Source organism: Methylobacterium brachythecii, assembly GCF_014196345.1.
Taxonomy (GTDB): domain Bacteria; phylum Pseudomonadota; class Alphaproteobacteria; order Rhizobiales; family Beijerinckiaceae; genus Methylobacterium; species Methylobacterium brachythecii.
On the sequence record NZ_JACIDN010000004.1, the window covers coordinates 220943 to 243429 of the forward strand.

The following is a 22487-nucleotide window of genomic DNA, read 5'->3' on the forward strand; positions in this document are numbered from 1 at the left end:
CCCTCCAGGAACGCGGAAGGCCGAGGCCGCTCGATACGCTACACGTGACGATCGGGGACTTTTCGTCCCGTCACGATCGCGAGGATTGTCCGGACGGCGTAAATGAACGCTGAACGACGGTGCCGGCCCAGGCGGATTCCCCGCTGGGCTGTTGAATCTGCGAATGAAGTCGCGGTGCTAAGCCGAGGTTCAGAAACGCGAATTCCGCCTTCGTCGGTCCCGATGGCGAAAATGCAGGCAGCCGTCCTCGCGCGATGCATGAGCATCGACGATCAAGCCGCTGACAAAACTAAGAAAACGGGAGCTTAGCGGCCCTCGGCCTCGTTGATCTGCTCGATGGAGCGGGCGCCGCGCTGCTTGAACAGCAGGTCGAGCGCTTCGAGCATGAGCGCGTGCATCTTGGTGCGCTCGGTATGGGCGAGATCGCGCAGCTGATCGTAGACCGGAGGCTCAAGATAGACCGACATCTGCCGGGCGCGCTCCTTGAGGGTCGCGGCCGGTTTCGCGCGCGGCGCCGGAACGTCGAGCTGGACGATATCCGCGCTCTTGCGGGTCGGCGGCGTCGCGGCGGCGACGATCGCGGCGAGGTCGAGCTTAGGCGGCCTTGACATGTTTGCCCGCCCCAATGCCTCGACCCTGCTGCATGCGGCGCTCGATCCAGGACCAGAGGCGACGGACTTCGCCGGCAGCCTGACCCTTCGGATTGAACTCGGTGACGCCCTGGCCGACGCCGATGGCGTCCTGGTGGTCGGTGCGTGCGACGATGTTCACGTCCGGCAGGATGCCGAGCACGGCGAGACCGTCGGCGGCATCGCGGATGCGGTAGGAGCGCGGCGGCGTCTGGTTCAGCACGAAAGCGAATTTCTTCTCGAGCCGGTAGATCGCGGCGAGCGTCGGCTTGAAGGCGCGCAGATCGGCCGGCGTCGGACGGCATGGGATGATGCAGAGATCGGCGGCGCGGATCGCCGAGAGCGTGCCGGCGGAATCGACGCCCGGCGTGTCGATGAAGACGTAGTCGTAGGCGGATTCGTGCAGCCGCTCCATCACGGCCTCGATCTGCGTCGCGTCGATCTGGGCGACCTCCGGGCCGTCGGCGGTGCGGTGGTCGAGCCAATCCGAGACGGTGGCTTGGCGGTCCATCTCGAGGATGCAGACCGTCTTGCCGGCTTCCTGAGCAGCGACGGCGAGCGAGATGCAGAGCGTGCTCTTGCCGCTGCCTCCCTTCTGCGTGACGAACGTGATGGCCTTCATCGCAGTGAAACCCCTCGAGCCTGCCGGCCTGCCGCTGCGATCGTCCTCGACCGCCTCGCGCCCGTCACGGCGTCCTGTGATCCGGAGATGCCTTGATCCCGGATTCTCTGGCCCCTGGTGTCGCCGATCATGGTTAACCGACGGTTAAGAGCATCGGATCGCCGGATGACACGATCATGGCATCCTGTGATCCGGGAGGATTCTTTCGACGAGGGGTGGCTGCCCTACCCTCTGTCGTAAACTTGAAGTTTATTTTGGCCGATGGCCCTCGATCGGAGCCGAAACGTTCTGCGCAAGAGCGTGCTTTACAGCGGATCGGGCTGCGGCTTAAGGTTTCGTCATGGCAAATGCGGCCTGAAAATAAATCTGAAGTTTATTTATTTCACCTTGCCCGGATCAGCCCTATTTCCTGGGCTGGTCGTCCCGCCGTGCCGGAGTTCGCATCCGCATGCTGCCCGATCTGCCTTTGCCCGACATGGATTTCGGGGCCGCCCTCGACGGTTCGGCCTGTCTCGGCGCCTGGACGCACGACCTCGCCAAAGGGCGGCTCCGCCTGGCGCCAGCGCTCTCTCGTGCGTTCGGTCTGGCAGCCGGAGAGGTCGCCGGCGTCCCCCTGACGCGGGTCATCGCGGCGATCCATGCCGAAGACGGCCCGCGCATCGAGAGCCTGTTCGCGGCGTCCCGGGAGATCGGCGGCCCGTTCGAAGCGGAATTCCGCACCCGGGGCGGGGATCGCTGGCTGCGGCTGATGGGGCGGACGGATCGCGCCGCGCGGGCCTGCGGCCTCGCCTTCGATCTCACCGAGGGCAGGCTGGGCGGTGGCGGACCGGCTCACAGGGCGCAATGGCAGGCCAACCAGCTCGCCGAGCACGTGATCGCTATGAAGGGCCTCGTCCCGCCCCTGGACAACCCGTCGCTCGCCCGGCTGGTCGACCGGCTCGCGGTGGAGATCGGTTTCGAGCTCGCCCGCCGCCTCGTGCCCGATGCCGGCGACGTTCGGCACTGACGCCGCATCGAGCAGCGGGTCCATCCCAGGACTACCGGCTTGGTCTGGTCGGCTGTACACCAGAGCGAATGGTCAGGCCCCGATCAGAGGGCCGGCTCCGGAGGTTCATATGCCGAAACGCTGGTCGAGGGTCTTTGTAGCGGCTGCCGTGTCGAGTGGCCTCTGGCTCGCCATGGCGGCGTTCGCACCAGCTGTCCGGGCCGAAGCCTCGGAGATCGTCACCGAGGAGATGATGGTCCCCGCCGCGGACGACGGCATCAGCCTCTACGTTCGCAACAAGCACCCCGCGGGAATGTCCAGCTTCCGACCGGAGCGGACTCTGCTCTTCGTGCACGGCTCGACCTACCCGGCCGAGACCTCCTTCGACTTACCGCTCGGCGGTCGCTCCTGGATGGAGGAGATCGCAGGACAGGGCTACGACGTCTACCTCGTCGACCTGCGCGGCTATGGGCGCTCGACGCGCCCGCCCGAGATGTCGCAGCCTGCCGAGGCCAACGGACCGATCGTTCGCACCAAGACGGCGGTGAAGGATGTCGGCAGCGCCGTCGACGCCATCCTCAAGCGCCGCGGCCTCCCGAAGCTCGACCTGATGGGATGGTCTTGGGGCACGACCATCATGGCGAGCTACACGACGCAGTATCCCGACAAGGTCTCACGTCTCGTCCTCTATGCCCCGCAATGGCTCCGCACATCGCAGGGTCTGATGACGACGGGCGCGGGGCCCCTCGGCGCCTATCGCTCGGTGACGCGGCAGACGGCGCGCGACCGCTGGCTGTCCGGCGTTCCTCAGGACAAGGCGGCGGGCCTCATCCCGGCGAGGTGGTTCGAGCAATGGGCCGACGCGACCTTCGCCACCGATCCGGACGGCGCGAAGGCCGAACCAGCCGTGCTGCGCGCGCCCAACGGCACCATCGCCGACGCCAAGGACTATTGGTCCTCGAACAAGCCGGTCTACGATCCCGCCAAGATCGTGGTCCCGACGCTGCTGATTGGTGCGGAATGGGATCGCGACTGCCCGGCCGCCCTTCGCCAGGCACTCTTCCCGCTGCTCGTGAATGCGCCGACCAAGCGCTACGTCGAGCTCGCCGAGGGCACCCACACGATCCTGATGGAGAAGAACCGGCAGGAGCTTTTCCGGGCCGTCCAAGCCTTCCTCGACGAGGGCTCCCGCTAGGATCATGCTGCGCCTTGATTGAACCAATCAAGGCGCCGAAAGTAACGTCGATACAATGACTAGCTTATGCGCTAAGGCGCCGCCGAGGCTTCCAGGGACGGGCGCGGCGCGGCGGCGGGAACGATCAGGCCGCGCAGCGCCGCAGCCGCCACGTGCCGGGGGAGCGACAAGGCCTTCGCATAAACCGCACGCAGGGATGCGCAATCGGCGGGGGCCGAGGCCAGCATCGGCCGCAGTACGTCTGCGGCGAGTGCCATGGTGTCGGGCGCAGGGCTTGCGTCCTCTCTCTGCGCGAGACTCCGAAGGATCAGGGTGCGCAGTGCGAGGTCCGCCGCCGCGTCCTGGCCCTCGCCCGCATGAAGGGCCTGATGGGCGAGGACGAGGTCGGCATCGGTGCCGATGGCGGTGCAGGTCGCCGGGCTCGTCCCGGCCATCTCCATGGCCTTCAGGAGATGGCGGCCGAGGGCGACGATGCTGCGGTCGTCGGCGTTGCGCATCGCCCGCGAGACGGCGCGGGCGGCGAGCCGCTTCAGGCCCTCGAAGGCCTCGGCCTCGGAGCGGCCGCTGCGATAGCCGTCGAGATACCAGGCGGCGATGCCGTCGACGATCTGCGGCGCCCGCTCCTCGAAGGCCTGAAGCAGGTCGAGGTTGCGCAGCACGGTTGCGCGGGCATGGGCCGCGTCGTCGCCGTCGTCGAGGGTCGAGTCGGGGAAATGCCCTGCATCGACGATCCGGTTCGCGACATGGGCCGCGATCAGCCGGTCGGCATCGGGAAACCACATGTCCGTCGAGGCGACGTCGAGCGCGGCCTGGGCGAAGTCGGGCGTGACTCCTGCCGCGACGTAGGCGGCGCGCTCCGGCGATCCGTCCGTGCGGAAGGCCTGGCCGAACAAGCCGGCCTCGTAAGGAGCGTGGAAGCCGAGCCGCGAAGCCGGCATGATGAAGCGCTCGCGCCCGCGCACGAAGGCGAGCGTGCAGGCGGAGACGCAGTAATCGGGCACGTAGGTGGCGATCCCGTGCCGCGCGATCGCCGCGCCGATCGCCTCCCCTTCGTCGACGAGGCCGCCTTCGCTGGTGAGATGGATGCGGGTGACGCGCGGGTTCTCGGCGAGCAACTGCGCGAGCCGGTCGCCAGCACCCTCGGTCAGCTCTCCGGAGAGCCGGATATCCGTCCCGCCGGGGCCGAGCACGATCCGGGTCTCGGTGGCCGGGAGGTCGGTGCCGAGCCGCGATTCGAGCTCCAGCGAGAGCCGGGCGTAGATGCCCAATAGGCCGGTCTCGGCCGGTCCCAGCCCACTGCGCAGATGCGCCTGGACCACGCTCGCTGCGCCGAGGCAACCGAGCGCGATTCCCGCCAGTCCCAATCCGCATACGACGCGCCAGGCTCTCGCCATGACCTGCCCCCAGATGGCTCGATGGTCGCCAAGACCACGGCCAGTCTTCATTGCTGCATCGGCTAAGCAAGGGCCGCGCCGCGACGTTTTCGCGGCCGGACGCACGTCGTGGATGGGCTGTGTCGACTGAGATACGTTTTATCAAACGAACAGATCGTTCTACATGAGGGCCGAGAGAAGATCGCTTCGACGGCGGGCCCTTATGTCGCAGGCCGGCTTAGGCGATAGATGTCCATGATCCAGCCGTGGCGCACCCTCGCCTCTCGGCGCGTGGTGCGAATCAGCTCCGCCACGTCGCCGAGCCGGCCGCTGACCAGCAACTCGTCGGCGGTGCCCAGATAGGCGCCCCACTGGATGGTCAGGTCCGGGTCGAGCCCGTCGAAATCCACCTTGCCGTCGAGCATCACCACGGTCGCGCCGTCCGCCGACAGGTCTTGGGCGAGGCGGCGCCCCGTGGTGATCGTCACCGGTTCGCCGATGCCGTTGAGCGGGATCTGGTGGCCGGCGGCGAGCGCCTGGACGCTGGTGATGCCGGGGATGACTTCGCAGTCGAAGGCGAGCCGGCCGCGGGCGCGGATCCGCGCGATGATCCTGAGCGTGCTGTCGTAGAGCGAGGGGTCGCCCCAGACGAGGAAGGCTCCGCTCTCGCCCTCGCCGAGATTCGTCTCGATCAGCGTTTCGTAGAGTTCGGCCCGGGCCGCGTGCCAGTCGTCGACGGCCACGCCGTAATCCGCGGGCGAGCGATCGCGCTCGGGGTCCGAGGCCTCGACGAAACGCGGCGGTTCACCCTCGATGAAGCGCTCGCAGATCTCGCGGCGGATGCGCAGCAGCTCGGCCTTGGCGTCGCCCTTGTCGATCAGGAAGATCGCATTGGCCGCATTCAGCGCACGGACCGCCTGGAGAGTGACGTGCTCGGGATTGCCGGTGCCGATCCCGATGACGAGCAGTTTTCGCAAGGTCAGCGGCCGAACCAGGAGGCGACCGGATCGACGACGTAGGAGGCTGCCGACGAGATCCAGGCAAGCGCGCGGGTGGTCAGGCCACGCTTGTGCGCGCCGTCGGACGCGGCGGTGCGCGCCGACAACTCGGCGGCGACATAGGCATCCTCCTCCGTCTTGCAGGCAGCGAGGGCCGCGCGCTCGGCGGCGCGCTTCTCGATGCTCGGCGCCTGACCGGAGAAATGCTGGCGAACGCAGCGGTGCCAATCCCCACGCAAGCGATCGAGCCCGGCCTGCTCCTGCGCCAGCACGGGCGAGCCGGCGAGCCAGCCTGCGACGACGAGGGACGCAAGGGGGACGGGCAGTTTCGAGCCTCTCATGACAGGCCTCCTGCGATCCGATGGATCAGCACCGAGAGCCGGCTGGTGTTCCCGGCTTGTTCTCAGATCCATGAGAGCAGGCAGTACGTGATTTGGGTAACGAAGGCTGTAACCCGGATGCGTCAGCCGATCCCGGGATGAGCCAGTGCGCGGGCGTGCCGCGTCAGCCCACGAGCGCCGTGACGCAGGTGCCGAGCAGCGTCACTAGGCCGATCATCACGATGAACCTCAGATCCTCGAAGCGCTCTCTCATGACCCTCTGCCCTCTCCTCGAGCGGCACGCTGGCAACCGCTCATCAAGCTCAATGACCGGTTAGCGGTTTTGCTAAAGTTGCCCCGTGCGCTTCGTCACCAGAACCCACATGGGACTGGGACGAACACTTCGAAACACGGTTGCCGAACGCTGAATCACGGCTTTGGTTACAGCGGTATCCGCACAGATTACTCCCACTCCCCTCGCCTCATCCTGAGCGTCGCAGAGCTTGGGTGAGATCGTCGCGCCCCTACCCCACCTCAACCCGCACTTCGGGCGAAAACGTCTTACCTTCCACGGGGTTGGCCACCCAGCGGGTGCGGCCGACGCGCAGGTCGTGGCCCGCGTGGAAATGACCGGAAATCCAGGCCTGTGGACGCAACTCGTCGGGCAGATCCTCCAGCACCGACGTCGCGTAGAAAGCCGGCACCCACCAGGGCACGCCGGGTGCATCGCGAAACGCGTCGGCGGCGAGCGGGCTCGGCGGGTGATGGGTCACGGCGACCGTCGGGCCGACATGCGGCTCGGCCAACGCTGCCAGCAGAGCCGCCTTCTGTGTGAGATGCGCCCGCATGGCGTCCTCCGGCGACCAGGACGAGCCGTCGGCGTTGCGGATCGAACCGCGATATTCGCGCGAGCCGGTGACCGGGTCGGTCATCCGCGCAGCCGCGTAGGCCACCGGATCCTCCGGGCGATCGGGCGTGTCCGAGTTCAGCCAGCGCCCGGCGAGCGACCAATCGCTCCACAAGGTCGTGCCGACGAAGCGCATGCCGTCGATCACGACGCTCGCCGCATCCTCCAGCAAGTGCAGGCGGGTTCCCTCGCCAGCCAGACGCGCGACTTCGGCGCGCAGGGCGGCGAGCAATTCCGGCGCGGTGCGGCCGTCGCCGGTCGGGGCGTAATGCTCGTGGTTGCCCGGGACCAGAACCACGGGCCGGCCCGCAGCGAGCGCCAGCACGGCCGCGAGCCCCTGTTCGGGATGGCCCTCGAACAGGTCGCCGGCGCAGACCAGGACGTCGAATGGGGCCGAGGGCCGAGGGATCAGGTCGGGCCGGCGGCGTTCGAGATGCAGGTCGGAGATTGGAAAGAGCTGCATCACGCGTCCGCCGCAGCCCGACGCTCAGCGCGCGCGGCTTTGAGGATGTCGAAGGCGGAATCGGCGTTCAGGATCGCGATGCCGATGCCGACGAGGAGATCCGGCCAGGGCGAGAGCGTCGCCGCGGTGGCGAGACCGGCCAGGATGATCGCGATGTTCGCCGCCACGTCGTTACGGGCGGAGAGATAGGCCGCCTTGGTCAGGCTGCCGCTCCCGCCGCGGTGGCGGGCGAGCATGACGGCGCAGACGAGGTTGACGAGAAGCGCGCCGAGCCCGGTGAGCGTCAGCGGTAGGGGGGCGGGCGGCGCCATGTCCGCCACCTTGTTCCAAGCGGCCCAAGCGGCCCCGATCGCCGGCACCAACAACATGAAGGCGAGCCCCGTGCCGAGCCGCGCCCGGTTGCGCAAGCTCCAGCCGAGGCCGGCGAAGATCAGGAGGTTGATCGCCGCGTCTTCGAGGAAGTCGAGGCTGTCGGCGATGAGCGAGACCGAGCCGATCGTCAGCGCGACGGCGATCTCGATGCCGAAATAGGCGAGGTTCAGACCGGCGACACGGACGACGACCGGGCGTAGCTCGGCCGCGGAGCCCTGTGCGTCCATGGAGGCTTGCCTCGTCCCGGCGGCGCCAGCGCCGCCGGGAGGCCCCTAGAGCAGGCCGCGAAAAAGTGGAAACGGTTTTTCGCTGAGAGCCTGCTCTGGCTGATGGAATCGATCGTCTTGTCCGCGTTTCGATGGAGTCCATCGAAACGCAGTATGATCGAGCGGCCAGGCCGCCTGGGAGCAATCGCGCTCCGGCGGCGTGGGCTTACTTACCAGCGGCGCCAGCCGGGACGACCGTAGCGGCGCGGGCCGTAACCGCCGTAGTAGCGCGGGCCGGGCCGCGGGCCGAAGAAGCGCGGGCCATTCGGGCGGCAGACGCCGTAGGGGTTGGGATGGAAGCCGGGGCCGCAGCCGAACCTGGCTTCGGCGGCGCCGCTGCCGGCCAGCACGGTTCCGAGGGCCAGCAGCCCCAAACCAGCGAATTTCCAGGTCATTTCGTTCTCCTCGATGATGGCCACGGACCGGGGCCGACAGCGCCTTGCGCCTGCGCACTCCCGGCCCGTGTCTCCGGCAGTCGCCGTCGTCCGGAAACCGCCGGGCAGGCACATGGTTCGGTCGGGCGCGAAGTCGAGGGCTTGACGGCCAAGCTTCTTCGCAAGCGACCGTGCCACCTGGGAGCCGATCCGCGATCCGCGTAGGACTGCGCAATCATGCGCGAATGAAGCCGCGGCGTCGTACGAATGGCGCACTGGATTTGCGAGGCATCATGTGCGAGGCCAAAGCTTTGCCACGCTCGCATTCTTCGCGGCGGCACAGGAGACACTCAGCGATGTTGCCCGAACTTCGTATTCTGTATTTTGAGGATCTGGAGGTCGGGCTCACGGAGACGCTGAAGAAAGAGATCTCGTCCTCCGACGTGGTGGGCTTCGCCGAGATCACCGGCGACCGCAATCCGATTCACCTTTCCGAGCACTTCGCCGCGCGCACGCCCTTCGGGGCCCGCATCGCCCACGGCCTCTACACGGCCGGTCTCATCTCTGCGGTGCTCGGCACCCGCCTTCCCGGCCCGGGGGCCGTCTATATCAGCCAGACGCTCAACTTCCGGGCACCGGTGCGCATCGGCGACACGGTCGAGGTGATCGTCGAGGTGGCCGAGTTGATCCCCGAGCGACGCCGCGCCCGCCTGTCCTGCACCTGCAAGGTCGGCGACGAGGTCGTGCTCGACGGCGAGGCCCTGGTGAAGGTGCCGAAGAAGGAAGAATCCGACCCGGCCAGCATGCGCATGGGCGGCGGTAGGGCCTGATTGGGCTTCATCATCCGCCGTCATTCCGGGGCTCGCTTCAGAGAGAACCCGGAATGACGGTGGAGGAGAAAAGGCATCCGCCAGGATGAGCCTAAGCCCCGAAATCTTCATCGACGATCCCGCCGACCCGCGGCTCGCGCCCTACGCGGCGATCCGTGAGCGGGATCTCGTCGGGCGGCAGGGGCGCTTCATCGTCGAGGGAGAGGTCACCCTGCGGCTGATGCTGTCGGCCGCCTCGCGGTTCCGGACCGAGTCGATCCTGCTGCTTCCGGAGCGCGTGGCCGGCCTCGCCGATCTCCTCGGCGCCCTGCCCGATCCGCCGCCGGTCTATTGCGCGGCGCGTGCGATGATGAGCGCGGTGGCGGGCTTTCCGATCCATCGTGGCGTGCTCGCCGTCGGCCTGACCGGGACGCCGCCGGAGCCGGATGCGCTGATCCCGGCACTGCCCGAGCCGGCGACGGTCCTCGCCCTCGTCGGGTTGACGAACCACGACAATGTCGGCGGCCTCCTCCGCAACGCCGCTGCCTTCGGGGCGGATGCGGTGCTGCTCGACCCGGAGACCTGCGATCCGCTCTACCGTAAGGCGATCCGCGTCTCGGCCGGCGCGGCGCTGACTGTGCCCTTCGCCCGCGCGGCCAGCGCAGATGCGCTGCTCGATCTGGCGGAGCGCCACGATCTCGTGCCGCTGGCGATGACGCCGGGCGCCGAGCACGACATCGCCGATGCCCCCCTGCCCGCCCGCGCCCTGGTTCTGCTCGGCAGCGAGGGGCCGGGTCTCGCCCCTGCGCTGATGGCGAAAAGCCGGACGATCCGGATCGGGATGGCGCCGGGCTTCGACTCGCTCAACGTCGCCACCGCCGGCGCCATCGCCCTGCGCGAACTCTGGCGGGCGCGCCGCAGGGTCTGACGAGCCGGCGAGAGGCTGCAGCCGAGCGTTGCGTTGTGCGCGACATTGCGCTGCAATTGCCGCAGGGCGGACCGGGACCGAGATCACGCAGGCGAAGGTTGGCTTCGAGGAGGGCGGACGACGTTGCTTCAATCTGGTGAGGGGTTGCGGAGCCTGTCAGGCCGTCGCGTCGCGGTGGTCGGCGCCGGCCCCGGGGGCCTCGCCACCGCCCTCCTGCTCGCCAAGGCTGGCCTCCACGTCACGCTGTTCGAGCGCGACGAGGCGGTGGGCGGGCGCACCAAGACGGTCGAGGCGCCCGGCGGCTACCGCTTCGACATCGGGCCGACCTTCTTCCTCTACCCGCAAATCCTCGCCGACATTTTTTCCAGTTGCGGCGAGCGGCTCGAGGATCACGTCGAGATGCGGCGGCTCGACCCGATGTACCACCTGCTCTTCGAGGGTGAGGACGGGCTGTCGGGCGAGATCCGCGCCACCAGCGACGAGGGCCGGCTCCAGGCCGAAATCGCGCGCATCGCGCCCGACGATGCCCGCAACCTCCCCGCCTTCTTCGCCGAGAACCGGACCAAGCTCGACCGGTTTAAGCCGGTGTTGGAGCAGGCCTTCGATCGCTTCTGGTCGATGGTAAGCCCGGCCATGCTCACGGCACTGCCCCATCTCCATCCGAGCCGCAGCGTCGATGGCGACCTCAAGCGCTACTTCGCCGATCCGCGGGTTCGCCTCGCCTTCTCGTTCCAGACCAAATACCTCGGGATGAGCCCCTTCCGCTGCCCGAGCCTGTTCACGATCCTGTCGTTCCTCGAATACGAGCACGGGGTCTATCACCCGGTCGGCGGATGCGGCGCGGTGTCGGAGGCGATGGCCGGGCTCGCCCGGCGGCTGGGCACTGACATCCGCCTCGGCGCACGGGTCGAGCGCGTACTCTTCGAGGGCCGGCGCGCCTCGGGCGTGGTGGTTGACGGCGAGACTTTCAACGCCGACGCGGTGGTGCTGAATGGTGACTTTGCCGGAACGATCCGCGACCTCGTGCCGGAGACGCATCGCCCGCGCTGGCGCGACCGCAAGGTCGAGACGGCGCGTCTCTCCTGCTCGACCTTCATGATGTATCTCGGCATCGAGGGCGCGATGCCCGAGGGGCTCGGGCACCACTCGATCCTGCTCGCCAAGGACTATCAGCGGAACATCGCCGAGATCACTGGCGGCACGCTGTCGATACAGCCCTCTCTCTACGTGCAGCATGCCGGCTTCACGGATGGCGGCATGGCGCCGCCCGGCCATACCGCCCTTTACGTTCTAGTGCCGGTACCGAACCTGCGCTCGGGCATCGACTGGGAGCGCGAACGGCCGGCCTATCGGGCGTTGGTGCTGGAGCGGCTCAAGCTGCTCGGTCTCACTGATATCGAGAGCCGCATCCGCTACGAGCGTGTGCTCGACCCGCGCGACTGGCGCGAGGAGTTCGCGGTTCACGAAGGCGCGACCTTCAACCTGTCGCACGACCTCGGGCAGATGCTTTGGTTCCGCCCGCATAACCGGTTCGGGCCGGGGCTCTACCTCGTCGGCGGGGGCACGCATCCAGGCTCTGGATTGCCGGTGATCTACGAGGGCGCGCGGATCTCCGCACGCCTCCTCATCGAGGACCTCGTCGGCGCGAGGGCACCTGCCCTCCGGGAATTGCCGGACACCTCGCCGCTGGCGACGTGAGGGGCCGTGCCGCTACTTCGTCCCGCAGCCGATGCAGATGCCCTTCATGATCTTGTCGTCCCGCTTCATCTGATCGCTGCGCGCCTCGCGGGACTCGGCCCGGTCTGGAGCGGCGGCCGCGCCGGGCGGCTTGGTCTGGCCGACGGCGCTGGTGTTGGGGGCGGTCAGGGTGGATGCCGGCCCTCCGCCGGTCCCGGTCTGGTCGACGGATTGGGCCAGGGTTGGTGCAGCCGTCGAGGCGGTGATCAGAAGGAAGGCAGCGGCGATGGATCGCGCGGACATCGGAAACTCCTCGTTTCTTCCATCAACGTCCGAGCGCGGCGGGAAAGTTCCTGCACCCCCGGTCTGATGCGCGGCGGAGTCTCGCGTTGACCGGTTCGATTCCGTTTCTAGCTTCGCGTGAGTGCCCGGCCGATCGGCCGGGCTCGAAGGGGTGGCCTCGACCATGAGCAGCGGTTCTTCGGTCGCGGTGATCGGCGGCGGTTTGGGCGGTCTGGCCTCGGCCTGTGTCGCGGCGGCGCGTGGACATCGCGTCACGCTCTACGACAAGAATCCCTGGCTCGGCGGCAAGGCGGCTGTGCTGCACGAAGGCGGTTTCCGCTTCGACATGGGGCCGACGATCCTGACCGTGCCCCGCGTGCTGGAGCGGATCTTTGCCGAGGCCGGCCGCAGCGTGCACGATGCCTTGGATCTGCGCCGGCTCGATCCGCAATGGCGCTGCTTCTTCGAGGACGGCTCCCGCATCGACCTCGTCGAGGACGTCGAGGCCATGGCCGCGTCGATGGACCGTTTCGCCCCCGGCCAAGGCGTCGGCGACGGTTACAGAAAATTCCTCTCGATCTCCGAGACGCTGCACGGCGTCAGCGAAAGATTCTTCTTCTGGAAGGCGGTGCAGGACCTCTTCGACACGATCGACATCCGCGCCAACATGAACCCGGCGACTTTGCGCGACGTGCTCTCGCTGCGCATGCATTCCACCGTTGCCGGCACGATCCGCGGCAAGGTGAAAGATGCCCGGCTCGCGCAGATGCTCGACCATTTCGTGCAGTATGTCGGCTCCTCGCCCTACGGCGCGCCGGCCGTTCTCTGCGCCATCGGACACATGCAGGTCTCCGAGGGTGTCTGGTATCCGATGGGCGGTACCCGCGCGGTGGCGGAAGCCTTGGCGAAGCTCGCCACCGATCTCGGCGCGACGATGCGGCCGGCCGAAGAGGTGAAGGGCCTCGACATTCGCGACGGCGTGGTGCGGGGCGTCCGCACGGCCGAGGGGACCACCGCCTACGACGCCGTGATCTCCAACATGGATTCCGTGCGCACCTACCGCGAGCTCGTCGGCGGCGATGTCGGCAAGGCTTACGACGCCAAGACGTTCGAGCCGGCCTGCTCGGGCGTGGTGCTCTATCTCGGGCTGAACCGGCGCTACGAGCATCTCGGCCATCACGACTTCGTCTTCTCCCGCGACCCGGAAGAGGAATTCGACTTCATCTACCGGAAGGGCGAGCCGGCCCCGGATCCGACTGCCTACCTCGCGGCGCCTTCGCGGACCGATCCCTCCGTCGCGCCCGAAGGCGGCGAAGCGCTCTACGTCCTGGTGCACACGCCATATCTGCGCCCGCACCACGATTGGCAAAAAATGTTTCCGGCCTACCGGCAGGTGATCCTGGACAAGCTCAAGCGCTGCGCGGGCATGCCCGACATCGAAGAGCGCATCGTCGTCGAGCGGCACCTGACGCCGCAGGACATCCACGAGCGCTATCACGTGCTGAACGGCGCGATCTACGGGCTCGCCTCGCACGGGCGGATGATGGGTGCCTTCAAGCCCGGCAACCGGTCGCGGGAGGTGAAGGGCCTGTATCTCGCGGGCGGCGCCGCCCATCCGGGGCCGGGCATGCCGATGGTGATGATGTCCGGATGGATCGCCGCCGACGCCCTCGACTCCGACCTGAAGGCGGGCGCCCGGCCGGATCTGCGCAGGAGCGCGTGAGCACGCCGTCCCGTCGCGCTCCCGCCCCGATGCGCTCCGAGCGCGTCTGGCGCTTCATGGCAGCGGTGTTCGCGCGCTTCCTGCGCCGGCACATGAACGCCCTGCGGCTGGCGCGCTGGGGCGCGCCGCGTCGGGTCGATCATCCCGGACCGCTGGTGATCTACTGCAATCACCCCTCCTGGTGGGATGCCGCGGTGCTGATCCTGCTGGCCGACCGGCTGTTTCCGGGGCGGCCGATGTTCGCGCCCTTCGATGCGAAGATGCTGGAAAGATACGGCATCTTCCGCCGGCTCGGTGCCTTTCCGGTCGACCTCGAGTCGCGCCGCGGGGCCGCGCAGTTCCTGGTCTCCGCCCGCGCGGTGCTGGCTGAGCCGGGTCATATGCTCTGGATCACCGCGCAGGGGCGCTTCTCCGACGCGCGCAGCCGTCCGCTCGATCTGCGGCCCGGCATCGCGCACCTCGCCGAGATCGCGCCAGAGGCGCTGTTTCTGCCCCTCGCCCTCGACTACGCCTTCTGGGACGAGCGTGGCGCCGAGGCCTGCTGTGCCTTCGGCGAGCCGATCGCCGCCCGCGATCTGCTGCGGCTCAGCCGCGGCGAGCGGTTGGCCCGGCTCGAAGCCGGGTTGACGGCGACGCTGGACGCGCTCTCCGCCGACGTCATGGCCCGCGATCCCGCCCGGTTCGTGCCGGTCATCGAGGGCGCGCGCGGGATCGGCGGGGTCTACGACCTCTGGCGCCGGGCCGTGGCCCTGGCACGTGGCCGGCGCTTCGATCCGGCCCACGGCGCGGCAGAGGCCGAGCGGAACCCGTGATGCTCTCCCTCGCCCTCCTCTGCCTCGTCCTGGCGCTGCTGCCGGCGGTTCTGGCCGCCGTGAACATCCGGTGCCTCGCCGCGCCCGAGCCGATGCCGGGCGCGACGGGGCTCGTCTCGATCCTGATCCCGGCTCGGAACGAGGCGGCGATCATCGCCGGCACCGTCCGCGCGGCGCTGGCGAGCGAGGGCGTCCCGATCGAGGTGCTGGTCGGCGACGATCACTCCACCGATGCGACGGATGCGATCGTGAGCGAGATCGCGGCGCATGACACACGCGTGCGGCTCGTGGCGGTACCGGCCCTGCCGGCGGGCTGGACTGGCAAGAACAACGGGTGCGCCGCCCTCGCCGCAGCCGCACGGGGCGAGCGCCTGCTGTTCATCGATGCCGACGTGACGCTCCACCCTCATGCCGCCGCCGCGCTTTCGGCTCATGCCGAGCGCAGCGGCGCGGCATTGGTCAGCGGCGTGCCGCGCCAGGTGATGCGGAGCCTGGGCGAGACTCTCACCGTTCCCGCCATCAACTTCCTGCTGCTCGGCTTCCTGCCGATCCCGCTGATGCGGCAGCGTCCCGATGTCTCGCTCGCGGCGGCCTGCGGCCAACTCGTGATGGTCTCGGCCGAGGCCTATCGTCAGACCGGCGGCCACGGCGCGGTACGCGCCTCGTTGCATGACGGCGTGAGCCTGCCCCGCATGCTCCGGGCGGCGGGTTTTCGGACCGACCTCGTCGCGGGAACGACCTTGGCCGATTGCCGGATGTATTCGCGGTTCGGCCAGGCATGGGCTGGCTTCTCCAAGAACGCCCACGAGGGCATGGCGACGCCGCGCGCCCTGCCCATCTGGACGATCCTGCTCTTCGGCGGTCATGTGCTGCCCTGGTTTCTGCTCGCGGTGGCGCTGGTTGCAGGGTTGCCGGCGGTCGCGCTGACGGCGCTGGCCGCGGGCCTCGTCTCCCTCGGAACGCGGGCCGCGATCACACGGGCTTGCGCCGAACCGCTCGCGACGATCCCCCTGCACCCCTTCACGATCGCCATGGCGCTGGCGATCCAATGGACGGCTTTGTCGCGGGCGGCGCGTGGCAAGGCGCCGACGGCGTGGAAGGGCCGGAGCTATCCGGTTGGACCACGCTGAAGCGGGCCGCAGCGATCCCGTCGAAGCCGGTCGCGATGGTCCGCGAACCCGTCGAAACGCGACCTGAAGCCCCGTTTCGACGATCGGATTAAGCAAGCCGTCCCATCCCGCGATCACGCTTCGTCGCGATGATGGGTGGCGCGATGTTTTGGGCTTTGTTCGGATTCAGCGGGCGATTGGGCCGCCTCGCCTTTTTCGGCTGGAGCATGATCGTCGCCTCGGTCGTCGGGGTCGGCGTCGCTCTCGCGGCGTTGGGTTTCGTCGCCGGCCTCGCAAAAGGCTCCGGCGATACGCTCGTCGGGACTGGGCTCTGCGTGGCCGTCGGCGTGATCCCGATCGTCTGGATGACCACGGCACTCACCACGAAGCGCCTGCGCGATGCTGGTTTTCCTCCGAGGCTCGTGCTGCCTTTGATGTCGGCTTTTTCCGCCTACGAGGCGATGGTGTTGTCACCGCAGACAGGTGGCGACGCCCTGCTCTCCGGCATCCTTGACGGACATCCGGCCGGCCTCGCGGTCAAAGGCCTCTTCGCAGGGGTCCTGCTGTTTTGGCCGAGCGCGGGGGAGACAGCCGAAGGGGATTCCGGGGCCAAACGGCGAAAGGGCGAGGCGTCGTGGCACGAGCGTGCGCTCCGCATCGCCTCCGAGCCGCTGCCGCCGCCGGAACCGGTACGCGTGATCCCGGGGCCTGCCTCCGCCCCCGCATCGCCCGTCCGCACGTTCGGCCGTCGCGGCGTCGTAGGCTGACGTCAGTCCGCGCCGCCGGTCTCGGCCAGGATCCAGGCCGCCGTATCGGGATCGGCGCCGCTGACCGGCAGATGCAGGATGATCGGCGTCTCGTAAGGATGGCGGGCCTTGAGCGCCGCGCTCAAGGGCTCCGCGAGGCCTTCGCGAGTTTTCAGGATGGCCACCACCTCGTGCCCGCGCTCGATCGCGCCTTTCCAGGCATAGACCGACTCCATGCCAGGCAGCACGTTCACGCAGGCCGCGAGCCGTTCGCGCACGAGCGCTTCGCCGATGGCGAGGGCCGTCTGCGTATCCGGCAACGTGGTGTAGACGAGGAGCGGGCGCTCCATGCTATGCCTCTCTTCCAAGATGCGTCCGGCCGCGAGTGAGACCTCGCGCCTTCCCGGCGTCAACAAGGTTCGAAGGCGGATCGACGGTTTCGATGGCGTCGCGTTTCTCCCGGATCGCCTTCGTCGCGAGCCCGACGCCCGATGCCCGCGAGGCGGCCGAGGCGTTGATGCGCCGCTACGACCACGTCACGCCTGAGGAGGCCGACGTTGTGGTGGCGCTCGGCGGCGACGGCCTGATGCTCCAGGTGCTCCACCGCTTCATGGACGGATCCAAGCCGATCTACGGCATGAACCGCGGCACCGTCGGCTTCCTCATGAACGAGTTCCGTGAGGACGCGCTGATCGAGCGGCTGGAGAATGCCCAGCGCAGCGTGATCCATCCGCTCTCCATGGTCGTCACCGACACGGAGGGTCGCACGCACACGGCGCCGGCGATCAACGAAGTCTACATGCTGCGCCAGACCCACCAGACGGCGAAGCTCCGGATCTCGATCGACGGCAAGGTGCGGCTGCCGGAACTCATTGCCGACGGCGTCCTCGTGGCGACGCCCGCCGGCTCCACCGCCTACAATTTCTCCGTCGGCGGTCCGATCCTGCCCCTGAACGCGCAGCTTCTCGCCCTGACGCCGATTTCCTCGTTTCGGCCGCGGCGCTGGAACGGCGCCCTGCTGCCGAACCACGCGCGCATCCACGTCGAGGTGCTGGAGGCTGCGCACCGGCCGGTGGCGGCGGTGGCCGACCACACCGAGTTCCGTCGGGTCCGTACCGTCGAGACCTGGCTCGACCACGACACCGACCTCGTGCTGCTGCACGATCCCGGCCACAGCCTCGACGAGCGGATTCTTCGCGAACAGTTCGGCTGATCGCGTCTGGCCGTGCGGTCAGGCGGCCATACGGAGTCGGTCTGTCCGGTAGCTCGCCATGATGCTCTCGGAGATCAGGCTCTCGACCAGGTCCGGGCCGTCCTGCGCGACGGGTTCGCGCGAGGGAACCGCCACGAGCATTGGCACCTGGGTCGTCTCCTCGGCCGCTGTCACGAGTTCGACGGCCGGCGCTTTGCCTTGGTCCGGCACGGGCTCGCGACTTGCCAGGAAGCTCGCCATCAGTGCGTCGGAGAGCCCGTCGAGCACGGCATCCGTCGTCTCGGCCTGGCGGCGCTCCTGCTCTGCGCGATAGCTAGTGATGATCGCTTCGGGCAGTTCGTCGAGGACGCGGGAGATCCTGTCCGAGACGGCCGTCTCGTCTGCCGATGGCATCGCGGGAATGGCCACGGCCTCCGGCAGGAAGCCGGCGCTGCGGCGATCGTCGGCCTCGATGCGCAGCATCTGCTCGCGCTCGGGCTCGTCCGCGAGAGAACGGGCGTGCTGGCGAGCCTCTTCGCGAGCGGCTTCGGCCTCGAAGCGGGCGAGCAGCGCCATCAGGCTGCGGCTCTCGGCGAAGGGCATATCCTCGCAGGCCGTCAGAGCGCGCTCGATCATGCGACGCGCCAGTCGGGCGCCCTCGATCTCGGCGCCGCCGGTCGCGGCCTCGCGCCAGGCCGAGAGCGCCGCCTGGATCGCCGGCAGCAACAGGCTGGGCAGTCCGGCACGGCGGTGCAGGGCGGAAAAGCCGGCGCCGCGCGGCTCGAACATCAGCCCCGCGACCCGCGCCCGGCTCAGGCCCGAGAGATCGGCGAGCGCGGCCTCGGCGAAGGGCATGCGCAGGGTCAGGATGGCGCGCAGGATCAGGCCGGCATTGAGCTGTCCCTGCGCCCGCACGTGGGAGACCAGCCGCGCCAGGCCGGCCTCGCCCGCCTCGTCGCTCAACGACAGGGCGGCGCAGTCGCGCGCCTCGCGATGGACGCGATCGCCGCGCTCGCGGCTGAGCCAGCCGCTGGCGAGACCGAACGAGGACAGGGCCTCGGCGACGCGCGCGGCGAGCGCATGGCGTACCTCGATGCCGATGCCGGGCCGTGCGAGCAGTGCCTCGCGCAGGCGGGCGTCGTCGCCGTGGCGCTCGACGATGCGCAACAGCGCGGCGATGCCGACCTTGGCGTAGCCGTTGCGGGCAAGGACGATCAGCGACGGGGCGCCCGCCACCTCGGCCAGTGCGGCGGCCACCGGCATCGTGATGTCGGCGCGGCCGGCGATGGCGCTGCGGGTCGTCTCGCAGCCGATCGCGGCGCAATCGACGAGATCGGCATCCATCAGAACCGGCGAGCGCGCGAGCACCAGGCAGGCGATCTCGGGCTGGTCCGAGGCGAGCGCCACGATGAGCGGGCGCGGCGCGGAGGGGGATGCGGCGCAGGCCTCGGCCAGCGCGCGGCGCACCAGGGCCGAGCCGTCGTCGAGAAGGGCCAACAGGGCGGTCTTGGCTTCCCAGGCGGCCTCGGGGGCGAGGTTGCCGTGGCAATAGGCCCGGCCCAGGGCCGCGGCGGCCTCGGCGCGGCGTTCGGCAGAGGCGGTCTGCGTCGAGAGCAGGAACTGGCGAAGGGTCATTGGCCGTTCCGAAGTCCGAGGGTGGAGAGGAGGTCGAGGAAGCCGCCGGAGCCTGCCTTGGCGGGCTGGGTGACGGCAGAGGTGTCGGTCGCCGCCTGCTCGTCGGCTAGCGCGGCCGAGGCCGCCGCGACCTGCGCAGGCGCCGGCTGTGCGCGCTGCTGCAGCTGCAGTGCCGAGGGACGGCGCGGCGGCAGCGGCACGAGGATCGGTGCCGTCGTGGTGGCGGCGCCGGCCGAACCGACGGCTCCGATCGAGCCCGTGGTCTCGGGCTCGGAGGAGGCTGTGGTTGCCTCCCCATCGGAGCGCGGGAAATAGGTCGGCGCGCTGCGCGCCGTCTCGGTGCTCGTACCGCGGCTTTGCCAGAGCTTGGCCACGCCGGCCGAGATCGCGCCCTGGCGCCGGTCGGTCTGGAACAGGCTGCGCAGGCCGTCGTCGAGCGAGGCATAGGCGGTGGGGGCCTCGGGCACGCTCGCCGTGCCGGCGACCGCGGTCTGGCCTCCCGCGGTGCTGGTGGAGAGCATCGCGTAGAGCTCGGCCGAGCCGCGCGCGCGGCCCGCCTTGTCGTAGAACAGGTTGCGGTTGGAGGCCGCCGCGTCCGGCAGATCGCTCGCTGCGGCGCGCGCGGGACTGACCTGGGCCGAGTTGATCAGCGTGGCGGCACCCTTCGCCCCGAGCACATGCGCCGCGTAGAGGTCTCCGCTGGTCGGCTCGCGGCCGAGCGACGCGCCGAGCGTGTCGCGGTTGCGCTGGGTGAGCGCGCCGGCCATGGCCGTGGCGACGCGCGGATCGCGGCGCAGGTCGAGGATCTGCTGCTTCGTCGCGGCGTCGGCGACGCTGAAGGTGCCGTCGGGCCGCGCGGTGATCGCGTCGGCATAGGAGGACAGGCCGAGCTTGGCCCCGGCCGCCTTCATGGTGCCGAGCCAGGTCTGGTCGATGAACTGGAACAGCCCGCTCGCCGAGGAGGTCGCGGCCTTGGCCGTCGGGTCGAGCCCCGATTCACGCTTGGCGGTGGCCAGAAGGTATTCGAAGCCGACGCCGCTGGATTCGGCGCCGCTGCGGATCGCATCGACCACCGATCCGTTCGCGGTGCTCGCCGTGCCCGTGACCGTGCGGCCGCCGCCGGCGGTCGAGCCGGTGTCGCGGGTGCCGACGGGGGCATTGGTGAACAGGAACATGGATGATGTGGCCGGGCGGCCTAACGCTGTGCCGCATAACGGACTTTCCTGCCGTTATGGTAAAGGAAGCTTGAAGATCGGCGGCCGGCCTGCGTCCCGGTTCGGCGCGGGATGGGGCTGGGGAGCGGCGTGCGGGCCTATCTGATCGCCGACGGCATCGACGAGCCAGATCTCTCGAGCGCCGATGCGTGGGTCGTCGACGTCCGGCTCGCAATGACGGAAGGGGCGCTTGGACAGCGCAGGGTGGCTCTCCTGTTGCGCATCGCAGGGATCGACCTCGACGGATTGCCGGAGCCGCGCCCCGACGCGATCCTGCTGCCGGCGAGCCATGGGCGCGAGATCGCTCATCTCGGAGCTCGGCTCGCGGTACACGAGGCCGAGCACGGGCTGGCCGACGGCAGCATCGGCATCGTTGCCCTCATCGACAGTGCCGCCGGCGTCCTCGGCGCGGGGAGTTTCGCAGGGGCGAGTCCGAGGCTCCGCGGCATCGGCTGGGATGCGGTCCTCGCGACGGAGCTCGGCGCGCAACCGGTCACCGCCGAAGGAGACTGGAGCCCGGTGCTAGCTCAGGCGCGCGCCATGGTTCGCCTCGCGGCCGCCGCAGCAGGAGTCGAGGCGATCGAGGCGGCGTATCCCGGCGAGAATTCTGGAAAGGTGATTGCCGCCGCTCGCCGCGACGGTTTCACCGCGATGTTCGCCCGCGACGCGCTCCAAGCCCGACTCATCGGGGCCGGTCCGTGAGCCCTATGCCTCGACGACCTCGTAGGCGTCCGGGCTCTGCATCAGCGTGGCCACGAAGGCGTAGGTGAGCTTGTGGGTCGGCCGGTGCGCGACGATCCGGCCGACGAGGGGTCGGCCGGCAAGGGTCAGGTCGCCGAGCAGGTCGAGGGCGTTGTGGCGCACGCGTTCGTCCGGGAAGCGCGCTCCGCCGAGCACCCAGGGTCCGATCTGGATCGCGGCGCGTCCAGGCCGGACGCCGCGTAGCACCGGCTCGCCGCGCGGATGCGCCATGCCGGCTCGGATCTCGTCGGTGAGCGCCGTCGGCAGATCAGGCCACGCCGCGTTCGCCGCCGGCTCGCCGGTCCGCTCGACGGCTGTCTGCCGTCCGATCGGCCGCAGCAGCGGTGCCATGAGCCGGTTCGTTACCGGGCCGAAGGTCCAGAGCCGACTGACCTGGCCCGAGGAGCGGCTGGCCGCCAGCTCCGTGACGAAGACCTTGTCGGTCGGGGAGCCCCGCCAAGCCTGCACGCCGCCCGCGTAGTAGGACTCGCAGGTGACGTCGAGTTCCAGCGCCGCTGCCGGCTCGGCCCTGACGAAACGCTGGCCCATCGCCACCTGGATCGGCTGGGTGATGCGGAGCATGCGGCGCGACGAGGTCTGGATGGCGATGCCGGCCTGGGTGATCGCTGCGCACCAGTCGCGCGCACTGCCGTCGAAGATCGGCATCTCGCGACCCTCGATCCGCACCAGCGCGTTGTCGACGCCGAAGGCCGAGAGGCTGGCCGCGAGGTGCTCGATGGTGCGCAGGGTAGTGCCGTCGGGCAGCCTCAGAGCCGTATTCAGCCGGCTCGGCGCACGGTTCTCGTGCGACAGGCCGACCGCGCCGGCTCCGGCGACGTCGAAACGAATGCCGTGCCCCGGCGGCGCCGGGGCGACGGTGACGCGGGCGAACCGGTTGGTGTGCAGGCCGCGCCCGGAGACCGAGAACGGCGCCGCCAGGGTCGCCTCGAAACGCTGATCGACGGGCACTCCGCGCCCCCGTATGTGTTTGCCTTCGTCTTTATGCGAACCACGCGGTTTGTCGCCTGCGAAAACTGCAGACGACTTCGCGGGTTGACGGTCCGGCCCAACCGGCCGACGTCGTCTTCGAAGCCCTTCAATGGAGCACGAAGCCC

At 69.2% G+C, this 22487-nt stretch carries 24 protein-coding genes; 11 read left to right on the forward strand and 13 right to left on the reverse strand.

Features of this window, described 5'->3' with window-relative positions; genetic code table 11:
• Nucleotides 1-305: 305 nt before the first annotated feature.
• Both GGR33_RS12310 and GGR33_RS12315 read right to left on the reverse strand, forming a co-directional pair.
• Complete coding sequence (locus GGR33_RS12310; RefSeq protein WP_183505496.1) at nucleotides 306-611, reverse strand: ribbon-helix-helix domain-containing protein; 306 nt, start codon at nucleotides 609-611, stop codon at nucleotides 306-308.
• Nucleotides 595-1251, reverse strand: coding sequence for a ParA family protein (locus GGR33_RS12315; RefSeq protein ID WP_183505498.1), 657 nt, complete (start codon nucleotides 1249-1251; stop codon nucleotides 595-597). The genes GGR33_RS12310 and GGR33_RS12315 overlap by 17 nt, the downstream gene beginning before the upstream one ends.
• A 448-nt stretch (nucleotides 1252-1699) precedes the next feature.
• Here GGR33_RS12315 and GGR33_RS12320 point away from each other — a divergent pair, with 448 nt between their 5' ends.
• The gene (locus GGR33_RS12320) at nucleotides 1700-2257 is read left to right on the forward strand and encodes a PAS domain-containing protein (RefSeq protein ID WP_183505500.1); all 558 of its coding nucleotides are present in this window, start codon (nucleotides 1700-1702) and stop codon (nucleotides 2255-2257) included.
• A 148-nt stretch (nucleotides 2258-2405) separates the two neighbouring features.
• Entirely contained in the window at nucleotides 2406-3431 is a 1026-nt protein-coding gene (locus GGR33_RS12325; RefSeq protein ID WP_284212127.1) for an alpha/beta hydrolase, read from the forward strand.
• Nucleotides 3432-3502: 71 nt separating this feature from the next.
• Here GGR33_RS12325 and GGR33_RS12330 read toward each other — a convergent pair whose 3' ends face one another.
• The 6 genes from GGR33_RS12330 to GGR33_RS12355 all read right to left on the reverse strand — a co-directional run bounded on the left by GGR33_RS12330 (nucleotide 3503) and on the right by GGR33_RS12355 (nucleotide 8525).
• Nucleotides 3503-4825: a COG3904 family protein gene (locus tag GGR33_RS12330; protein ID WP_183505504.1), complete on the reverse strand. Its 1323-nt coding sequence runs from the start codon at nucleotides 4823-4825 to the stop codon at nucleotides 3503-3505.
• A gap of 200 nt (nucleotides 4826-5025) precedes the next feature.
• On the reverse strand, nucleotides 5026-5781 hold the full coding sequence (cobF, locus tag GGR33_RS12335; RefSeq protein WP_183505506.1) for a precorrin-6A synthase (deacetylating): 756 nt from the start codon (nucleotides 5779-5781) through the stop codon (nucleotides 5026-5028).
• A gap of 2 nt (nucleotides 5782-5783) precedes the next feature.
• Nucleotides 5784-6143 carry a hypothetical protein gene (locus tag GGR33_RS12340; RefSeq protein WP_183505508.1) on the reverse strand — a complete coding sequence of 120 codons (360 nt, stop codon included), beginning with the start codon at nucleotides 6141-6143 and terminating at the stop codon, nucleotides 5784-5786.
• A 503-nt stretch (nucleotides 6144-6646) separates the two neighbouring features.
• Nucleotides 6647-7492, reverse strand: coding sequence for a metallophosphoesterase (locus GGR33_RS12345; RefSeq protein ID WP_183505510.1), 846 nt, complete (start codon nucleotides 7490-7492; stop codon nucleotides 6647-6649).
• Nucleotides 7492-8091 carry a cation efflux transmembrane domain-containing protein gene (locus GGR33_RS12350; protein ID WP_183505512.1) on the reverse strand — a complete coding sequence of 200 codons (600 nt, stop codon included), beginning with the start codon at nucleotides 8089-8091 and terminating at the stop codon, nucleotides 7492-7494. The genes GGR33_RS12345 and GGR33_RS12350 overlap by 1 nt, the downstream gene beginning before the upstream one ends.
• Nucleotides 8092-8300: 209 nt before the next feature.
• Complete coding sequence (locus GGR33_RS12355; RefSeq protein WP_183505514.1) at nucleotides 8301-8525, reverse strand: GCG_CRPN prefix-to-repeats domain-containing protein; 225 nt, start codon at nucleotides 8523-8525, stop codon at nucleotides 8301-8303.
• A gap of 335 nt (nucleotides 8526-8860) precedes the next feature.
• Between GGR33_RS12355 and croR the strand changes: the two genes are divergently transcribed.
• From croR to crtI, 3 genes are all read left to right on the forward strand, one after another.
• Nucleotides 8861-9334 (forward strand): 3-hydroxybutyryl-CoA dehydratase, encoded by a 474-nt coding sequence (gene croR / locus GGR33_RS12360; protein WP_183505516.1) that lies wholly within the window; start codon nucleotides 8861-8863, stop codon nucleotides 9332-9334.
• 85 nt (nucleotides 9335-9419) lie between these two features.
• Nucleotides 9420-10241 (forward strand): TrmH family RNA methyltransferase, encoded by an 822-nt coding sequence (locus GGR33_RS12365; protein ID WP_183505518.1) that lies wholly within the window; start codon nucleotides 9420-9422, stop codon nucleotides 10239-10241.
• A 123-nt stretch (nucleotides 10242-10364) separates the two neighbouring features.
• Nucleotides 10365-11939 (forward strand): phytoene desaturase family protein, encoded by a 1575-nt coding sequence (gene crtI / locus GGR33_RS12370; RefSeq protein WP_183505520.1) that lies wholly within the window; start codon nucleotides 10365-10367, stop codon nucleotides 11937-11939.
• Nucleotides 11940-11951: 12 nt separating this feature from the next.
• Here crtI and GGR33_RS12375 read toward each other — a convergent pair whose 3' ends face one another.
• On the reverse strand, nucleotides 11952-12221 hold the full coding sequence (locus GGR33_RS12375) for a hypothetical protein (RefSeq protein WP_183505522.1): 270 nt from the start codon (nucleotides 12219-12221) through the stop codon (nucleotides 11952-11954).
• A gap of 163 nt (nucleotides 12222-12384) precedes the next feature.
• On the opposite strand from GGR33_RS12375, the gene GGR33_RS12380 reads away from it, so the two are divergent.
• The 4 genes from GGR33_RS12380 to GGR33_RS12395 all read left to right on the forward strand — a co-directional run bounded on the left by GGR33_RS12380 (nucleotide 12385) and on the right by GGR33_RS12395 (nucleotide 16611).
• The gene (locus GGR33_RS12380; protein WP_183505524.1) at nucleotides 12385-13923 is read left to right on the forward strand and encodes a phytoene desaturase family protein; all 1539 of its coding nucleotides are present in this window, start codon (nucleotides 12385-12387) and stop codon (nucleotides 13921-13923) included.
• A gap of 56 nt (nucleotides 13924-13979) precedes the next feature.
• Nucleotides 13980-14735: a lysophospholipid acyltransferase family protein gene (locus GGR33_RS12385; protein ID WP_183506028.1), complete on the forward strand. Its 756-nt coding sequence runs from the start codon at nucleotides 13980-13982 to the stop codon at nucleotides 14733-14735.
• Nucleotides 14735-15865 carry a glycosyltransferase family 2 protein gene (locus GGR33_RS12390; RefSeq protein WP_183505526.1) on the forward strand — a complete coding sequence of 377 codons (1131 nt, stop codon included), beginning with the start codon at nucleotides 14735-14737 and terminating at the stop codon, nucleotides 15863-15865. The genes GGR33_RS12385 and GGR33_RS12390 overlap by 1 nt, the downstream gene beginning before the upstream one ends.
• Nucleotides 15866-16008: 143 nt before the next feature.
• Complete coding sequence (locus tag GGR33_RS12395) at nucleotides 16009-16611, forward strand: DUF805 domain-containing protein (protein WP_183505528.1); 603 nt, start codon at nucleotides 16009-16011, stop codon at nucleotides 16609-16611.
• A 2-nt stretch (nucleotides 16612-16613) separates the two neighbouring features.
• On the opposite strand, the gene cutA is transcribed toward GGR33_RS12395, so the two are convergent.
• Nucleotides 16614-16940, reverse strand: coding sequence for a divalent-cation tolerance protein CutA (gene cutA, locus GGR33_RS12400; protein WP_183505531.1), 327 nt, complete (start codon nucleotides 16938-16940; stop codon nucleotides 16614-16616).
• A 92-nt stretch (nucleotides 16941-17032) separates the two neighbouring features.
• Between cutA and GGR33_RS12405 the strand changes: the two genes are divergently transcribed.
• The gene (locus GGR33_RS12405) at nucleotides 17033-17803 is read left to right on the forward strand and encodes an NAD kinase (protein WP_183505533.1); all 771 of its coding nucleotides are present in this window, start codon (nucleotides 17033-17035) and stop codon (nucleotides 17801-17803) included.
• An 18-nt stretch (nucleotides 17804-17821) separates the two neighbouring features.
• On the opposite strand, the gene GGR33_RS12410 is transcribed toward GGR33_RS12405, so the two are convergent.
• Together GGR33_RS12410 and GGR33_RS12415 are read right to left on the reverse strand one after the other, a co-directional pair.
• Nucleotides 17822-19417, reverse strand: a complete 1596-nt coding sequence (locus GGR33_RS12410; RefSeq protein ID WP_183505535.1) for a DUF2336 domain-containing protein — start codon at nucleotides 19415-19417, stop codon at nucleotides 17822-17824.
• Complete coding sequence (locus tag GGR33_RS12415; protein WP_183505537.1) at nucleotides 19414-20592, reverse strand: lytic transglycosylase domain-containing protein; 1179 nt, start codon at nucleotides 20590-20592, stop codon at nucleotides 19414-19416. The genes GGR33_RS12410 and GGR33_RS12415 overlap by 4 nt, the downstream gene beginning before the upstream one ends.
• A gap of 129 nt (nucleotides 20593-20721) precedes the next feature.
• On the opposite strand from GGR33_RS12415, the gene GGR33_RS12420 reads away from it, so the two are divergent.
• Nucleotides 20722-21333 (forward strand): aldolase/citrate lyase family protein, encoded by a 612-nt coding sequence (locus GGR33_RS12420; RefSeq protein ID WP_183505539.1) that lies wholly within the window; start codon nucleotides 20722-20724, stop codon nucleotides 21331-21333.
• A gap of 3 nt (nucleotides 21334-21336) precedes the next feature.
• Here the strand turns inward: GGR33_RS12420 and GGR33_RS12425 are convergent, their stop codons facing one another.
• The gene (locus GGR33_RS12425) at nucleotides 21337-22341 is read right to left on the reverse strand and encodes a UDP-3-O-acyl-N-acetylglucosamine deacetylase (protein ID WP_183505541.1); all 1005 of its coding nucleotides are present in this window, start codon (nucleotides 22339-22341) and stop codon (nucleotides 21337-21339) included.
• Nucleotides 22342-22487 lie beyond the last annotated feature (146 nt).

Excerpts from the sequence above, each read along its gene's own strand:
- GGR33_RS12310 (WP_183505496.1), bottom strand. The coding sequence starts at position 611 with ATGTCAAGGCCGCCTAAGCTCGACCTCGCCGCGATCGTCGCCGCCGCG.
- GGR33_RS12315 (WP_183505498.1), bottom strand. The coding sequence starts at position 1,251 with ATGAAGGCCATCACGTTCGTCACGCAGAAGGGAGGCAGCGGCAAGAGC.
- GGR33_RS12320 (WP_183505500.1), top strand. The coding sequence starts at position 1,700 with ATGCTGCCCGATCTGCCTTTGCCCGACATGGATTTCGGGGCCGCCCTC.
- GGR33_RS12330 (WP_183505504.1), bottom strand. The coding sequence starts at position 4,825 with ATGGCGAGAGCCTGGCGCGTCGTATGCGGATTGGGACTGGCGGGAATC.
- GGR33_RS12340 (WP_183505508.1), bottom strand. The coding sequence starts at position 6,143 with ATGAGAGGCTCGAAACTGCCCGTCCCCCTTGCGTCCCTCGTCGTCGCA.
- GGR33_RS12345 (WP_183505510.1), bottom strand. The coding sequence starts at position 7,492 with ATGCAGCTCTTTCCAATCTCCGACCTGCATCTCGAACGCCGCCGGCCC.
- GGR33_RS12350 (WP_183505512.1), bottom strand. The coding sequence starts at position 8,091 with ATGGACGCACAGGGCTCCGCGGCCGAGCTACGCCCGGTCGTCGTCCGT.
- GGR33_RS12355 (WP_183505514.1), bottom strand. The coding sequence starts at position 8,525 with ATGACCTGGAAATTCGCTGGTTTGGGGCTGCTGGCCCTCGGAACCGTG.
- croR (WP_183505516.1), top strand. The coding sequence starts at position 8,861 with ATGTTGCCCGAACTTCGTATTCTGTATTTTGAGGATCTGGAGGTCGGG.
- GGR33_RS12365 (WP_183505518.1), top strand. The coding sequence starts at position 9,420 with ATGAGCCTAAGCCCCGAAATCTTCATCGACGATCCCGCCGACCCGCGG.
- GGR33_RS12375 (WP_183505522.1), bottom strand. The coding sequence starts at position 12,221 with ATGTCCGCGCGATCCATCGCCGCTGCCTTCCTTCTGATCACCGCCTCG.
- GGR33_RS12380 (WP_183505524.1), top strand. The coding sequence starts at position 12,385 with ATGAGCAGCGGTTCTTCGGTCGCGGTGATCGGCGGCGGTTTGGGCGGT.
- GGR33_RS12385 (WP_183506028.1), top strand. The coding sequence starts at position 13,980 with ATGGCAGCGGTGTTCGCGCGCTTCCTGCGCCGGCACATGAACGCCCTG.
- GGR33_RS12390 (WP_183505526.1), top strand. The coding sequence starts at position 14,735 with ATGCTCTCCCTCGCCCTCCTCTGCCTCGTCCTGGCGCTGCTGCCGGCG.
- GGR33_RS12395 (WP_183505528.1), top strand. The coding sequence starts at position 16,009 with ATGTTTTGGGCTTTGTTCGGATTCAGCGGGCGATTGGGCCGCCTCGCC.
- cutA (WP_183505531.1), bottom strand. The coding sequence starts at position 16,940 with ATGGAGCGCCCGCTCCTCGTCTACACCACGTTGCCGGATACGCAGACG.
- GGR33_RS12405 (WP_183505533.1), top strand. The coding sequence starts at position 17,033 with ATGGCGTCGCGTTTCTCCCGGATCGCCTTCGTCGCGAGCCCGACGCCC.
- GGR33_RS12410 (WP_183505535.1), bottom strand. The coding sequence starts at position 19,417 with ATGACCCTTCGCCAGTTCCTGCTCTCGACGCAGACCGCCTCTGCCGAA.
- GGR33_RS12415 (WP_183505537.1), bottom strand. The coding sequence starts at position 20,592 with ATGTTCCTGTTCACCAATGCCCCCGTCGGCACCCGCGACACCGGCTCG.